This window comes from uncultured Tenacibaculum sp. (genome assembly GCF_947499065.1).
Classification (GTDB): domain Bacteria; phylum Bacteroidota; class Bacteroidia; order Flavobacteriales; family Flavobacteriaceae; genus Polaribacter.
In genome coordinates this window covers 209990-225370 of sequence record NZ_CANMMT010000003.1, presented here as the reverse complement: position 1 = coordinate 225370, position 15381 = coordinate 209990, and the positions used below count along the sequence as shown (strand labels likewise).

15 protein-coding genes are annotated in these 15381 nt (G+C 30.4%); 9 read left to right on the top strand and 6 right to left on the bottom strand.

The window, feature by feature from the left end; translation table 11 throughout:
• Positions 1-42: 42 nt before the first annotated feature.
• Positions 43-1341 carry a hypothetical protein gene (locus tag Q0958_RS08645; RefSeq protein WP_299122089.1) on the bottom strand — a complete coding sequence of 433 codons (1299 nt, stop codon included), beginning with the start codon at positions 1339-1341 and terminating at the stop codon, positions 43-45.
• A 178-nt stretch (positions 1342-1519) separates the two neighbouring features.
• On the opposite strand from Q0958_RS08645, the gene Q0958_RS08640 reads away from it, so the two are divergent.
• Positions 1520-1963: a hypothetical protein gene (locus Q0958_RS08640; protein ID WP_299122087.1), complete on the top strand. Its 444-nt coding sequence runs from the start codon at positions 1520-1522 to the stop codon at positions 1961-1963.
• A 32-nt stretch (positions 1964-1995) separates the two neighbouring features.
• Here the strand turns inward: Q0958_RS08640 and Q0958_RS08635 are convergent, their stop codons facing one another.
• On the bottom strand, positions 1996-2352 hold the full coding sequence (locus Q0958_RS08635) for a TfoX/Sxy family protein (RefSeq protein WP_150900345.1): 357 nt from the start codon (positions 2350-2352) through the stop codon (positions 1996-1998).
• Between the two features lie 192 nt (positions 2353-2544).
• On the opposite strand from Q0958_RS08635, the gene Q0958_RS08630 reads away from it, so the two are divergent.
• A complete protein-coding gene (locus tag Q0958_RS08630) occupies positions 2545-5292 on the top strand; it encodes a TonB-dependent receptor (RefSeq protein WP_299122086.1) in 2748 nt (915 codons plus the stop codon).
• Between the two features lie 2 nt (positions 5293-5294).
• On the top strand, positions 5295-6362 hold the full coding sequence (locus Q0958_RS08625; protein ID WP_299122085.1) for a phytase: 1068 nt from the start codon (positions 5295-5297) through the stop codon (positions 6360-6362).
• Positions 6363-6397: 35 nt separating this feature from the next.
• On the opposite strand, the gene Q0958_RS08620 is transcribed toward Q0958_RS08625, so the two are convergent.
• From Q0958_RS08620 to Q0958_RS08610, 3 genes are all read right to left on the bottom strand, one after another.
• The gene (locus tag Q0958_RS08620; protein ID WP_299122084.1) at positions 6398-6922 is read right to left on the bottom strand and encodes a DUF4136 domain-containing protein; all 525 of its coding nucleotides are present in this window, start codon (positions 6920-6922) and stop codon (positions 6398-6400) included.
• A gap of 101 nt (positions 6923-7023) precedes the next feature.
• The gene (locus Q0958_RS08615; RefSeq protein WP_299122082.1) at positions 7024-8514 is read right to left on the bottom strand and encodes a S8 family serine peptidase; all 1491 of its coding nucleotides are present in this window, start codon (positions 8512-8514) and stop codon (positions 7024-7026) included.
• Positions 8515-8695: 181 nt separating this feature from the next.
• Positions 8696-9697 carry a M28 family peptidase gene (locus tag Q0958_RS08610; protein WP_299122081.1) on the bottom strand — a complete coding sequence of 334 codons (1002 nt, stop codon included), beginning with the start codon at positions 9695-9697 and terminating at the stop codon, positions 8696-8698.
• Positions 9698-9763: 66 nt separating this feature from the next.
• Between Q0958_RS08610 and kdsA the strand changes: the two genes are divergently transcribed.
• Genes kdsA through Q0958_RS08595 form a run of 3 tightly spaced genes read left to right on the top strand, consistent with a single transcriptional unit; the run spans position 9764 to position 12570 of the window.
• Positions 9764-10582: a 3-deoxy-8-phosphooctulonate synthase gene (kdsA, locus tag Q0958_RS08605; protein ID WP_299122079.1), complete on the top strand. Its 819-nt coding sequence runs from the start codon at positions 9764-9766 to the stop codon at positions 10580-10582.
• Positions 10583-10621: 39 nt separating this feature from the next.
• A complete protein-coding gene (locus Q0958_RS08600; protein ID WP_299122078.1) occupies positions 10622-11575 on the top strand; it encodes a transglutaminase domain-containing protein in 954 nt (317 codons plus the stop codon).
• A gap of 32 nt (positions 11576-11607) precedes the next feature.
• Positions 11608-12570, top strand: coding sequence for a transglutaminase domain-containing protein (locus tag Q0958_RS08595; RefSeq protein ID WP_299122077.1), 963 nt, complete (start codon positions 11608-11610; stop codon positions 12568-12570).
• Between the two features lie 4 nt (positions 12571-12574).
• Here Q0958_RS08595 and Q0958_RS08590 read toward each other — a convergent pair whose 3' ends face one another.
• A complete protein-coding gene (locus Q0958_RS08590) occupies positions 12575-12922 on the bottom strand; it encodes a DUF1801 domain-containing protein (protein ID WP_299122075.1) in 348 nt (115 codons plus the stop codon).
• Positions 12923-13000: 78 nt separating this feature from the next.
• Between Q0958_RS08590 and Q0958_RS08585 the strand changes: the two genes are divergently transcribed.
• Genes Q0958_RS08585 through creD form a run of 3 tightly spaced genes read left to right on the top strand, consistent with a single transcriptional unit; the run spans position 13001 to position 15360 of the window.
• Entirely contained in the window at positions 13001-13609 is a 609-nt protein-coding gene (locus Q0958_RS08585) for a hypothetical protein (RefSeq protein WP_299122074.1), read from the top strand.
• Positions 13610-13638: 29 nt separating this feature from the next.
• Positions 13639-13935, top strand: coding sequence for a transcriptional regulator (locus Q0958_RS08580; protein WP_235273150.1), 297 nt, complete (start codon positions 13639-13641; stop codon positions 13933-13935).
• Between the two features lie 51 nt (positions 13936-13986).
• Positions 13987-15360, top strand: coding sequence for a cell envelope integrity protein CreD (gene creD, locus Q0958_RS08575; RefSeq protein ID WP_299122073.1), 1374 nt, complete (start codon positions 13987-13989; stop codon positions 15358-15360).
• The last annotated feature ends 21 nt before the right edge of the window (positions 15361-15381 follow it).

The window sequence follows — 15381 nt, the reverse complement described above, 5'->3', positions numbered from 1 at the left end:
CTTATAGCTATTGTTAGAAGTTATTCAAAAAAGTAAATGTATTTATTTTGTGGTAATATCAACTAAATAAGGAGCCAATAAATAACCATCTTTAGAGCGAAAAATATCTGTTATTAATAATTGTTGCCTTAAATTAGGTTGCAGCGCTATCTTATAAGTAATTTTCTTTTTGTCTTTAGACCATCCTACAATATCAGTTATCTCTAATAAATTCTTTTCACCTAAAGGTCCTAATCGTAAATTTACCATTGTAATATCCATTGCTTTAGAAAACTCAAGTGTCATTGTTTTAATAGCAGTATCAACTTTTGCTGAATTGTTTTCAAATTCGCTAATACCAATAACACGAGGTCTGTAATGCTCAAACTCTTTTTTATATACAGCTATTGGTTTTTCAAAATACATAGATGCATCTATAAATTTATAAACCTCATCTTCATCTAAATAATCCAACTCAATCATTTCTTTTATCGCTAGCTTCTTATCTTCAGCTTTCTCATAATAACTTTTACAAATGGCATACCCCACATAATAACCTAAATCTCCTACTTTAAACTGATTGTTAGTATTAGACCAAAACCATCTGATTTCAAATTTGGTAAACATTTCCTTTACAAAGGCATCCTTTATCTTTTTATCGTGTTGTTTACCATAAATTACACTTTCGTTTGGCGATGCTATGTTTAATGACTTCTCTGCAACAAACTCCCCTACTCCTTCAATTAATGTTTTAGACAATAATGAATTGGCTATAGTAGTATCCTGTTGTGTATGGACATATTCATGTACGTTACCAAACACAATACTTTCATCAGGAACATTTAATTTAAAGTGGTTTAACAAATTAGGAAAGTCTCTTTTTAATTCAGAAGCGTTTACAGATAAATCACCCAAAGCAACCTCAGAACCAATAAGTACTTTATCATCCATAGTCGTTCCTCCTGTTTTAAGTGCTCCAATAGTAAAATATATTGTAGCTGGGTTTGCTTCTGGATATAAACTCTTAAATCGTTCAATTCCATTATGTATCGCTTCTTTATATCCGTTTATTTTTAAAGTATTAGGTCGAATTGTTTCCCAAAATTTAGGATACTTGTGTATTGCTTGCATATAAGAATCGGCCGTATATCTTCTCGCCTCCATAATAGCTTTTAGTCCAGCGGTACCTTTATCTAAAAACAGTTCTTTTAAATAATTAATTTGCTGAATAGAATCTTTTGTTTTTTTAATTTTATCATAAGCCTCCCAAAAATTAGTTACATCTGTACTTATAATTGTATTTGGATTCTCTTTAATAGATGTACAACTTGAAAAAAGTAGTGCAATTATTAATATTTTCAACGTTTTGATCATAATAGTATATTTTGATTTTTTACTCAAAACTAGCTTGATTATAAAAGGCTAGAAACAGAATTATGACCAACGGTAAAATAAACTAGTTTAACGGAATTATGAGAATACTATTATCTTCAGTAAAACGTTAATTAGTATATTCGCATAACATTAAATCAGAAAAAAAATGAAAAAAATACTTTTAACTATCGGGTTATTTTTAGCTGCATTTACAATGCAATCACAAGACATTTCTGAAAATGCTATTGGGGTACGTTTTGGAGGTAATAATGGTTTTGGAGGAGAAATCTCTTATCAAAGAAAATTAAGCGATAGCAACAGATTAGAAATTGATTTAGGTATTAGAAAAGGTGATGCTTTTAAGGCCACTGGATTATACCAATGGGTATGGGCATTAGAACAAAACTTTCAGTGGTTTGCTGGTGCTGGAGGAGGAATAGCTTCTGCAAATAGTAGTACTGCTATTTTTGCTGCTGGTGTAGTTGGTATAGAATACAACTTCGATATTCCATTAGCAATTTCTTTAGACTATAGACCAGAAATTGGGTTTAACGGTTTTTACGACGGATTCCAATCTGATTTTGGTTTGGGAGTTCGTTACCGATTCTAACAACCAATCTTAATATAAAATACAAACCTCCATTATTTGGAGGTTTTCTTTTTACTAGCTTTTGCTAATGGATTATAATCTAAAGCTAATTGTAACCAGTAATGTAAATCTTCATCTAAATCAAAAGCTTCTTCAGTTAATATCACATAGCCTTTTACAGGTTTTCTTTTTCCACTAAAGCTCATATCTTCACAACCATCTTTTGTTAATGCTTCCTCATAAATATCAGGATGTATTCGAGCCATTAATTCGTTTTTGTTTACAATAACACACATCTTATCATTAACCATAAAACAAAGCGAACCAAACATTTTCTTCTCATAAAAAGAAACGTGTTTCTCATGAAAAAACTGCGATATCCTATCGGTTAAAAACTCGTTATATGCCATAGTAAATGTTTTTAAAAAGTAATTTTTACGTAATTTAAAATTAAACTAAACATTAGAAAATATTCAACAAATTAACAATCTATTAATCTTTTCATTAAAAGTTCGTAATAGTTTACTAACAATTTCAAAATCCAATTGCTCTTTTTGATAAATAGTTTTGCATGAACTAATTCAACATCAATTATATACAAAATGAAAAAACTACTACTAGTTAGTATTTGTCTTTTAAGCTTATGGGGGTATGCACAGGACAAATCTAGTTTAAAAGGAAGAATTTTAGACGAAAGTAACCTTCCTTTACCTGGTGCCACTATTGTAATACCATCCTTAAAAATTGGTATTTCAAGTAACTTTAATGGATACTATGAGCTTTTAAACATTCCAGAAGGAAATCATGTAATCTCAATTTCATTTATAGGATACCAAACAATTGAAGAAACTGTTTCTATACAAAATGGTGTTTTAATTAAGAACTTTTCTTTAGCTCCTAAAATGAACAAACTAGAAGAAGTAATTATTAAAGGAAGTATTGGAAAAGGACAAGCAAAAGCTTTAAATCAACAAAAAAATAAAGCGAATATTACCAATATTATTTCTGCAGATCAGGTTGGAAAATTTCCCGATGCTAATATTGGAGATGCTTTAAAACGTGTTCCAGGAATTTCAATGCAAAACGATCAAGGAGAAGCAAGAGATATTATTATTCGTGGTTTAGCTCCTCAATTAAATTCAGTGACTTTAAACGGAGATCGAATTCCTTCAGCAGAAGGAGACAACCGAAGAGTTCAAATGGATTTAATTCCTTCTGATATGATTCAAACTATTGAAGTTAACAAAGCAGTAACTCCAGATATGGAAGGAGATGCAATTGGTGGTTCTGTAAATTTAATAACACGCTCTGCTCCTAGTACTTTTAGAGCTTTTCTAACAGGATCATACGGTCAAAATCCAGTAAGAAATTCGCCTAATTATAATTTTTCAGCTTTAGTTGCTGATCGAATTTTCAATAAAAAACTAGGATACGTAATCAATACTTCATACAATTCTAACGATTATGGATCAGACAACGTAGAGTTTGAATGGGAACAAGAAAACAATAAAACCTATATTGGTGAACACGATATTAGACGATACGATGTAAAAAGAAATAGAATGAGTGTTGCTGTAAACTTAGATTGGAATGCTAGCAGTAACAATACTTTTTTCTTTAAATCAATGTATAACCAAAGAAACGACTTTGAAAATCGTTACCGATTACGTTTTAGAAAAATTGACGAGCCTAACGCTGCTGGAATTTCAAAAGCAGAAGTCCGTAGACAAACCAAAGGAGGAATCAATAACAGTACTAATGATAATACACGTTTAGAAAAACAAAGTGTATATAAATTGTCTTTGGGAGGTGAACATCTAATTTTTGGAAACATTAAATTGGATTGGAAAACGGGAATTTCAAAAGCGAAAGAAGAACGTCCAAACGAGCGTTATATTCGTTTTGAAAACGATAATATTGAAGTAACTCAAGACTTTTCAAGAGCAAAGTTTCCTAGTTTAATTCCAACAAACAACGACTTTAATGATCCTTCTAAATTTGTATATGACGAAGTAACTCAAGAAAGACGTTTTACACAAGAACGTAAAATTAGTTCTAACTTCAACATCTTAATACCAATTAACGCTACAGGAACTTATAAGAATTCTTTAAAATTTGGATTCAAGCACAAATACAAGGAAAAATTAAGAGATAATAATTTCTTTGAATATGATTTAGAAAGTCAGATTCCAACTATGAATGCTACAATTACTGCCGATTATACTGTAAATGGTTTCTTAGCAGGAAACAATTATAAATCGGGATTATTTACTTCAAAAGAATTTTTAGGAAGTCTTATTTTGGCAAATGGTGAAGCTGTATTAGATGAGTTTGTTCCTGAAAATTATGATGCCAACGAAAACATATATGCTTTCTATGGAATGCTACAACAAAAATTAGGTCAAAAATTCTCGATTATCGCTGGACTTAGAGCTGAAAAAACAACGATTGATTATAATGGTTTTGCTATTGATGTTGAAACTGCTCAAACAATAGACGACGCAACTAGAACATCGGGAAGTAAAAACTATACCAACTGGTTACCAAATTTCCATGCTAAATACAAAGTAAATAAGAATACAATACTAAGAGCTGCTTGGACCAATACAATTGCTAGACCTAATTATTTCGATTTAGTTCCTTATAGAAATATTAATAGTGACGATATAGAAGCAGAATATGGGAATCCAGATTTGAATCCAACCGAATCTATGAATCTAGATTTAATGTTTGAACATTATTTTAGTAACGTAGGAATTATATCTGCGGGAGTTTTTTATAAAGACATTGATAAATTTATTTATAATTCAATTTCAAAAGAATCGATAACCATAAATGGAACTACAGATGTTTATGATGTAACAAGACCTTTTAACGGAGGTACAGCTGAAATCTATGGTTTTGAAATAGCTTTACAAAGAAAATTAAACTTCTTACCTAGCTTTTTAAGAAATCTAACTGTTTATGGAAACTATACTTTTACAGATTCAAAAACAGATGGAATTGCTGACAGAAACGATGGTTTACCATTAGCAGGTGCCGTAAAAAATATGTTCAACGCTTCACTAGCTTATGAAACTTCAAAGCTATCGGTAAGAACATCGTTAAACTTTGCAGATGATTATATTTCTGAATATGGAAAAGACACCTTTACTGATGTATTTTATGATCAGCAATTATTTTTAGATATAAACGCTGCCTATAACATTACTAAAAAGCTTCGTGTTTTTGCTGAAGCTAAAAACTTAACTAACCAAGAATTACGTTTCTACCAAGGAACTAAAAACCAAACTAGACAAGCCGAATTCTATAACTACAACTGGAATATTGGGTTAAAATATAATTTCTAACAATGAGAATCATTTTTAAAATAATTATTACAGCTACTCTATTTATAGCTTGTAAAACAGAAAAAAAAGCAACAATCCAGACAAGCAATAGCAATCCTATAATTGCGTTAACTGCCGATGCTGAAACAACTCCTGTTACTTCTTACGACGATGCTGCCGATGACCCTTGTGTTTGGATCAATCCAAAAGATGTTTCAAAATCAACAATCATAGGTACCAATAAAAAAGAAGGTTTAGAAGTATATAGTTTAGAAGGAGAACGCTTATACTCTTACAAAATAGGACGTGTGAACAATGTAGATATTCGAAATGGATTTGTACTTAATAACGAAACTGTTTCTGTAGTTACTGCAAGTAACAGAACACACAATACAATTTCTATTTTAATAGTAAAACCAACTGGAGAATTAGAAGAAGTTTCAGCAAGACCAATAACATCTAACTTAAATGAAGTTTATGGATTAGGCATGTATAAAAGCAAAAAAACTTCTAAAATATATGTTTTCTTGGTAGGAAAAGAAGGAGGTATAGAACAATGGGAACTATTTGAAAACAATAGTAAAATTGATGCTAAAATAGCCAGAAGTTTTGCACTAAAAAGTCAAGGAGAAGGAATTGTTGCTGATGATTTTTATGCAAAGGTTTATATCGGAGAAGAAGAAACTGCCCTATGGAAGTTTAATGCAGAACCAGATACTTCTATAGATGCTACTGAAGTAATTAGTACTAAAGATAAAAATATGCATCCAGATTTTGAAGGAGTTACTTTATACGATTCAGGAAACGGTAAAGGTTATATTATTCTTTCTTCACAAGGAAACAATAGTTATGCTGTAATAGATAGAGTTAGTAATAAATACTTACATAGTTTTTCGTTAAAAGACAGCATTATTGACGGAACTTACGATACAGACGGAATTGATGTTACCTCAGTTAACTTAGGAGCTAAATATCCGAAAGGTATTTTCATCGCTCAAGACGGAGCAAATACTCAAAATAAAGACAGTTTACATCAGAATTTTAAAATAGTAGACTGGAGAAAAATTTCTAAAAATCTAACTTTAGATTAGTATTTTAGTAGTGTGTTGTAATGAAAGCCTCTATATTATTTAGAGGCTTTTTTTGGTGGATAACCTTTTAATATTTCTGTAATTACTTTTCTATAATGCATTACACGTTCTTGGGGTGTACTACGTTGTTTCAACTCACTATTAGCTATTCCTTGCCAAACAAGTTCATCACTTTTACTTTCAACAAAATCAATAATCAATTCTTGATTTATTTTCTTACTACCAATAGGAATACCTCCAGAAATTCCAAAACCAACATTTCCGCCACCACCTAAGCCAACACCAATGGTATTTCTTCTTTCTGATTCTCGCTCTTGTGATACAATATTGATAAAAACATCTGGTTTATCAGACAAACGCATTCCCTTAGCTTTTAGTTTATTGGTTAGTTCGTTAGTTATTCTTTTTACATCTAACTCATTCAAACCTTTACCAGCATCTTCAAAAAAATTAAAGGTTTTATATGCTGTAAAATTTGTTTGACTATCGTAATCATATACCACTTTTGTAGAAGAACAACTTATTAAAACAAGTAAGAAAAGGTATTTAAAGTATCTCATAATTTTAAAATTTACTGATTAGCTATCAAAAAACGTGCCTGATAAAAATACAAAAAGCCTCGAATTAACGAGACTTTTTGAAGATTAGTTAGTTGATTGAATTATTGAACTGCTTTTAAAGCATCGATATTTCCATATCCATAATCTGAGTGTTTATTTGGATAAAAATCTGCAGATTCTTTCATTTTTTGTAGTACTTGAGCACGTGTCCACGTTGGGTGTTTCGCCCATACTAAAGCTGCAATACCAGCTGTTGTTGCAGTTGCTACAGATGAACCACCTACATAATTAGCTTGCCCATTGTAGTAACTTAATACAGGAACTTTATTGTCTGTTCCATTCGTGCGTTGCATTTGAACTGTAAAATCGATTTTAGAACCAGAATGACATACATCACATTTATTATATTGTCCTTCTCTTACTCCTGTTACAGCAACTGTTTCTGACATACTTGCTGGAAAAATAACTCCATACCAAGTAGTAAAAGAAGTTGAAGTACCTCCAGCTGCTAACACCATTTTACCTTTACTATGTGCATACTTTATAGCATCCGATACGTTACCAATACTAAACGGATATCCTAACGACATTGATATCACTTTTACATCACTTCTGTTAGCTAATGCAGTTAAAGCTTCTACAATACCTCTTTTTTCATGGTAATCATTAATCACTACATTTTCAACAGCTCTATAAGAAACTAAGTTTGCATTGTATGCTACACCAACAGGTAAGTTATCATTATTTCTAGGAGCTGTAGCTACTGCAGCCATTTTTGTACCATGACCACACTTATCGTCTACACCATCATAGTTATTAGACCAAGCCCACCAAGAATCGACAAAAGTTCCATATTTCTGTACAAATCTTCCAGAAGAAGCTCCATCGTTAAAATATTGATTCATCCATTTTTGCTCTGGCGATAATCCAGAATCAACAATAGCAACTGTAATTCCAGCTCCTGTACTGTGATTCCATGCTTGTGGTATATTGTGTGCATCGAAAGACCAAGGCACTCTTGCTCCTGGCGACACTGTGCGGTAATCATTAGAACTTAAATTAGCCGTTCCATAACCACATCCAGATCCTCCAGATGACGAAGAAGAAGAACGTGCTTGATTATTTTCATCAACAAAACTATAGCCACTTGGTTCAATATAGCGTACTCTGCTATCTTTTAATAAAATTCCGATTGTTTCTTTATTAGTAACCTTAATATCTATTACATTAATATTTTCATCTACATATAGTTCAGTAGCTCCTTTTGCAGAAGTTCCTTCTAAATTTCTTACCAAAGCAATTAAATCGTTTTTAATAGTATTGGCTTCTGCACTTCTTGCAAAGTTATTTTTTGAAGTACCATAACCAATAGTTAAAATATTTTCTCCATGTTTAACAGCACTCCAAATTGTATTCACTTCTTGCGAAGTCCATTCAAAATCTCCAGTAGATTGTAAAGATTTATTAATAATTGCATTAATTTCTTTTTTAGAAAGCACATCTCCCTGAGGGTCAGAAACTTCTAAATTGTCATTTTGGGAACACGAAAACATAGCAAATACAATAGCTAGGCTTAAAATTTGTTTTTTCATAATATTGAAGGGTTTAATTAAAACTTTGCGAATATACTAAAATTTTAATATAATTTTAACAACATAACTAATTTAACTACATCTAAATTACCAAAACAACAAATAAAACTTAATTTCATTAAGAAAAAACCATAAAAAAAGAGCCTTAAAAAAGGCTCTTTAAAAAAATTGTTTTTAAGTATTATTTTTCTTCAATAACAACCCTAGTTGGGGTATCTTTTCCGTTAATAATACTTTCGGTTCCTTTAGCTACTGCTTTTACAGTTTCAGTAAGAATACCAACATCTAAAGTTTCAGCTTCATCAGATACATTATGGTAATCTTTGTCAATATCAATAGGTGTTGTTGAAAAAGTATGAGATGGCACTCCTAAACGTGCTAAAGAAGCATTATCTGATCTGAAAAATAAATTATATTTTGGGTATGGATCTGGAAATAATTTGTAGCCAGTACCTTCCAAATTTTTCTGAATAATCTTTCCAAAGTCTGAACGTTCAAAACCACTTAACCAAGCTGTTTTTGGTCCTGTTTTTGGCTCCTTCCCTATTAACTCTAAGTTTATTCCTGCTACAAATTTTGATGGATCTATATCTTTCCCAAAATATTTAGAACCTATTAGTCCCATTTCTTCTGCTGTAAAACATACAAACAAAATACTACGCTCGTTGTTTCCTTTTTTCGCATAATAGTCCGCTAAAGCTAACACTCCTACAACACCAGAAGCATCGTCATTGGCTCCATTAAAAATACGATCACCTTCTCCATCTTCCTTCATTCCTAAATGATCGTGATGAGCTGATACAATTACGAATTCATCTTTTTTAGTAGTTCCTTCTAACACACCAATAATATTACTCATTTGTATACCTTCGTGTGTAAAATTCTGACGGTAAGTTGATAAAGTATCAAAATGTTTTAAACCAATTCGTTTGTATTCATTTTCTATATACTGCGTAGCTTTTTCCATTCCAGGTGTCCCAGGCTTACGCCCTTCCATATCATCAGCAGCCAATGTATATAAGTGTTTTCTTACCAAAGAAGAATCTATGTTTACTGAATTGTTTAACTCTTTTTTAGGAGCTTCTACAGTATTTTTTGTTTCTTCTGCATCCTTATTTTTAGGTGTTTTACAGGCTACTGTTAGCACTGCCAAAGCCATTACAGTGTATATAGTTTTTTTCATCTTATTTAATTTAAAAGGCTAAAGATAGCCAATTTAATTTCTTAATTTTGTTCAAAATTTTTAATCATGGATTTAAACCTTATTCCCAATATAAAACACGCTGATTCTAATAACTTTTTCCTTTTAGCTGGCCCATGTGCTATTGAAAGTGAAGAGATGGCATTGAGAATTGCTGAAAAAGTAGTTTCTATAACTGATAAATTAGAAATTCCTTACATCTTTAAAGGGAGTTTTAAAAAAGCAAATCGTAGTAGAATTGACAGCTTTACAGGTATTGGTGACGAAAAAGCTTTAAAAATATTAAAGAAAGTTTCTGAAACTTTTAATGTTCCTACCGTAACTGATATCCATGAAGCATCTGATGCTGCTAAAGCCGCTGAATATGTAGATGTTTTACAAATTCCTGCTTTTTTAGTACGTCAAACCGATTTAGTAGTGGCTGCTGCAAAAACTGGTAAAGTGGTTAACTTAAAAAAGGGACAGTTTATGAGTCCTGAAGCTATGCAACATGCTGTTAGAAAAGTACACGATGCCGGTAATGAAAAAGCATGGATAACTGACAGAGGTACTATGTTTGGATACCAAGATATGATTGTTGATTTTAGAGGTATTCCTACTATGCGTCAATTTGCTCCTACTATTTTAGATGTTACCCATTCTTTACAGCAACCAAACCAATCTAGTGGAGTTACTGGTGGTAGACCAGATATGATTGAAACTATTGCAAGAGCCGGTGTTGTAAACAATGTAGATGGATTATTTATTGAAACACATTTTGATCCTTCTAACGCTAAGAGTGACGGTGCAAATATGTTGCATCTTGACTACTTAGAAAAGTTACTTACCAACTTAACTTCGATAAGAAAAACTATAAATAATTTATAGGCACAATTTTTGATAAATAAAGTTGTTTTAACTTATAGTATGAAGCAACTTTATTTTTTCCTTTTTCTTACTGTCTCGTCCTTATCGGCACAAGACTTTTCTGCTGTAGACAATACAGTAAAAACTTACCCAAAACATATTACTGCTGAAAAATTAGCAGACCAAATTGCCACAGATTTTACTTCTGATGAAGATAAAGTAAGAGCTGTTTTTATTTGGTTAGCCAAAAATATTCGATATAACTTAGATGAATATTTCAACCCTAAACAAAAAAGAATAGGCTTTCGATATAAAAATGAAGCTGATAAACAAGCTAAACTAAGAGCTATAAAAGACAATATTGTTAAAAAAACATTAGCTAGTAGAAGTGCTGTTTGCGAAGGATATGCTCAAACATTTAGTAAAGTTTGCACCCTTTTAAATATTGAAAACGAAGTAATCAAAGGCTATGTACGAAATTCTTCTCGCGACATTGGTCGTATAAGAAATACTACAAACCACGCTTGGAATGCTGTTAAAATTAATAACAAGTGGCAATATATAGACCCTACATGGGCAGCTGGTGCAGTTACCAATGGAAAATGGCAACGTAACTTTAACAACTATTTTTTCAACATTCCAAAAAGCAAGTATTTTTTCACGCATTATCCAGAAGAAACTGTATGGCAACTTAGGGTAAAAAGAATGACTATAAACGAATATTTTAACCAACCTATTTATAATTCTCCTTTTCTTAAAAAAGATTATATCTTAAGTAAACCTACATCTGGAATTTTAAAGAGAACTGCCAACTCTTCTGTTAAGCTCACATTAAAAAACATAAAGCCAACTCAAAGAATTCACTTTGGTTTTATTGGAGATCGATATGTTAAACAACCTGAAGTTACTTTTAAAAATAATACTGCTCAAATTAGTATAATTCCCCCTTCTAATAGTAAAACAGCTTTCTTACTTATTGATGGAGAAATAGCCATTGAGTTTCTTTTGATATAAAATGATTATATTGGACAGCAAAATGCTATCCTATGAAAAAAATTATATTTTCCTTATTTGTCTTTTTCTACAGTTTAAATTTCTTTTCACAAGATTTTGAAACGGTTGACAAAGTTATGTTGTCTTATCAAGAACCAAAATCTATTAAAAATTTAGCTGAAAGAATAGATTATGATTTTAAATCTGATATTGAAAAAGTTAGAGCTATTTATACATGGATGTGTTTAAATATAGCTTATGATTTACCAAGTACTAAAACATTAAAAAGCCCTGAATTTGTTAATTACTCTAATAAAGATGATTTCAGAAGAACACAAACACAAATAATACAAGAAATAATTAATAAAGCTTTCAGAAAAAGAAAAGGAATCTGTTTAGAATATTCTTTGTTATTTAGTCAGTTATGTAATTTAATGAACATAGAAAATGAATTAATTTACGGGTATACAAAACTTTCTGTTAACAAGATAGGTTATATTCCTACAGGTAAAAATCATGTATGGAATGCTGTAAAAATAAATAATGAATGGTTGTTTATTGATACAACTTATGGAGCTGGTTATATTTATAGAGGCGTGTGGCAAAAAGAGCAAAATTTAAACTATTTTAACGCTAAAAAAGAAAATTTAAGACTCACTCATTTTCCTTTCGCAAAGAACTGGCAAGTTTTATTGAAACAAAAACCTTTAGTAGAGTTTTGTTACGAACCTTTTTACCAAAATGCTTATTTAAAGTATAATATTGAAATCATTGGCCCGAATATAGGTGAGATTGATGTAAAAAATAAAAAGAAAATACACTTAAAAATTAAAAGACAAAAAAACGTAGAAAACATAAAATATATATTTTCTTATGATAATAAAGTTAGAACTGCTCGTATTATAAACGACAATCTTGTTACTAACATATATCTAAAAAAGCCTAAGCAAAATACAAATCTGCATGTATATGTTGAAAACGAGTTGGCGCTTCAATACAAAATAAAAACAGAATAATATTTTATTCTCTTATTTCATAGGCATCAGTTAAAACAGTAATTAATACTTCGCTATTAATACCATCTAAACTACTATAGCGAAGTGATTTTACTGCTTTTCTTTTTTCTGAAACAACGAACTCATTATATACGGTAAGTGGTGTTTTAGAATAAAAACCAACATCTACATATCCTTTTTTGGTAGCGTTGAAATAACATAGAGGTTTGCCTTTTAAATAATAAAATGGAAGTTTCCATTTATACAACAACTCTACCTCCTCAAAGTTTGTTTCTATTAAAATTTGCAGATGCAGTAAAATAGACTTGAAAGGTTCACTTTGTTTTAAGATATATTCTTCAGCTGGTTTCATGATTTAAAAATACAGCATTTTTTTATTTGTCAAATTAAAATAAATACATTTACTTTGTATTTCAAAGTTCTTTAAACTATGAGTGAAAAAGATTATTTAAAAGACATTACAGAAATTAAAAACTTAATGAATAAATCATCTCGATTTATTTCTTTAAGTGGATTATCTGGAATCATTGCAGGAATTTACGCTTTAATAGGTGCTTCATTTGCTTATTGGTTAGTTCAAAATAGCGAACAAGGATATTTAATATTAGATGGAAGAATCTTTCGTTTAGTTATTTCCGATTTACTTATCGTTGGATTCCTTAGTATTTCTACTGCTATCTTTTTAACAACCAGAAAAGCTAAAAAGAATAACGAAAAAATTTGGGACGCAACTACGAAGAGGTTATTAACAAGCTTCTTAATTCCCTTAATAGCTGGAGCTATATACATCATTATCATTTTAAAACAACAACGCTACGGACAAACTGGAGCATTAATGCTTTTATTTTACGGCTTGGCTTTGTTAAATGCCTCTAAATATACTATAGGCGATATAAAATACCTTGGATATACTGAAATTGTATTAGGTTTAATTTGTGCAATTTTTCCTGGCTATGGTTTTTGGTTTTGGGTATTAGGATTTGGAGTAATGCATATTGTATACGGACTAGTAATGTATTTTAAATACGATAAAAAATAGTTGCTTATTTTCGCACAAAATATAGTTTTTTGAAAAACATTATTCTAAATATAAATAAAGCTTTTGACCATAGAATACGACTAGGTATTATGTCGGTTCTAATGGTTAACGAGTACGCTGAATTTAAAACACTAAAAGAACTTTTAGGCGCTACAGATGGAAATCTAGCAAGTCATTCAAAAGCATTAGAAAAAGTAGGCTTTATTAGAGTAGAAAAACAATTTATAGGACGAAAGCCAAACACTAGGTACTATGCTACTGCCGAAGGAAAACTTGAATTTAAAAAACATATTGAAGCTTTAGAAAAGCTAATTAATAATAAATAAATTTTTTTACATATTTACTTTGAATTTCAAAGTTCTTTAAAACAACAAACTATGGAAACAATAAATAACAAAAGTGGGAAATTTGCTAAATGGATTAGAACATCAATAACTGCTAGAATGGTCATGGTTGGCTTTTTGATTTTAATTTTATTAATCCCTTTATCCTTTATAAAAAGCTTGATTAACGAACGAATGTATAGACAAAAGGAAGTAGTACAAGAGATAAATCAGAAATGGGGAAAAGAGGTACTTTTATACGGACCTATTTTAAAAATCCCTTATAAAACTTATCATAAAAAATCGATTTTAAATCAGCAAACTAATGAGTTACAGACTGAAATGATTGAGGAAATTAACTACGGTTATTTTTTTCCAGAATTGCTAAACATAAATTCTACTATAAATCCTGAAGAAAAGAAACGAGGGATTTATAAAACAGCTGTTTACAAAAGTCAAATAAATATTACCGGTGATTTTACTAGCCCTGATTTTAGTGAACTAGACATTAAAGAGGAAGATATTTTATGGAATAAAGCCAAGTTAATTATAGAAACTTCAAATCTTAAAGGGGTGAATAGTTTGGTAGAAATGAAACTCAACAATAATTCTTATTCTTTTACTTCTAAATATGAAAACAAGAACAGAAGATCAAACTATTTAGATTTACATAAACTGGAAAGTAAATTTCTACAAAAAGAAGATTTACCTTTAAAAAACAATGTCAATTTTAGTTTAGAAATGAACATTAATGGAAGTAAACAAATTCGTTTTATCCCAGTAGGAAAAGAAACCAATGTTCAAATAAAATCTGACTGGAAAACTGCTAATTTCTTAGGAGAATACTTACCACATAATTCAGACAAAATAACCAACGAAGGTTTTAATGCAAAATGGAAAGTATTGGACATTAACAGACCTTTTTCTCAACAATCATTCAGCGGTATTCCTAATTTAAAAGAATATGCTTTTGGGGTAAACTTTATGATTCCTGTGGATGAATATCAAAAAAGTGAGCGCTCAACCAAATATGGTTTCTTAGTAATTGTTTTAACCTTTTTAGTGTTCTTTTTAATACAAACTATGAGTAAAATTTCTATTCATCCTTTTCAGTATTTAATGATAGGAATTGCTTTAACCATGTTTTACACTTTATTAATATCAATTTCTGAGCATAGTAGCTTTCTAAAAGCTTATATTATTGCAGGAATAAGTGTAGTAGCATTGATATCGCTGTATTCAAAATCTATTTTAAAAGGTATTAAATTTCCACTCTTCATTGCACTTTCTTTAATTGCTTTGTACTCTTTTATTTTTATCATAATTCAATTAGAAAACTATGCACTATTAGTAGGAAGTACAGGTTTATTTGTCATTTTAGCTTCAGTAATGTATGCTTCTAGAAAAATTGACTGGCAAAACGAATAAATAAATTTTATAAAACTAACG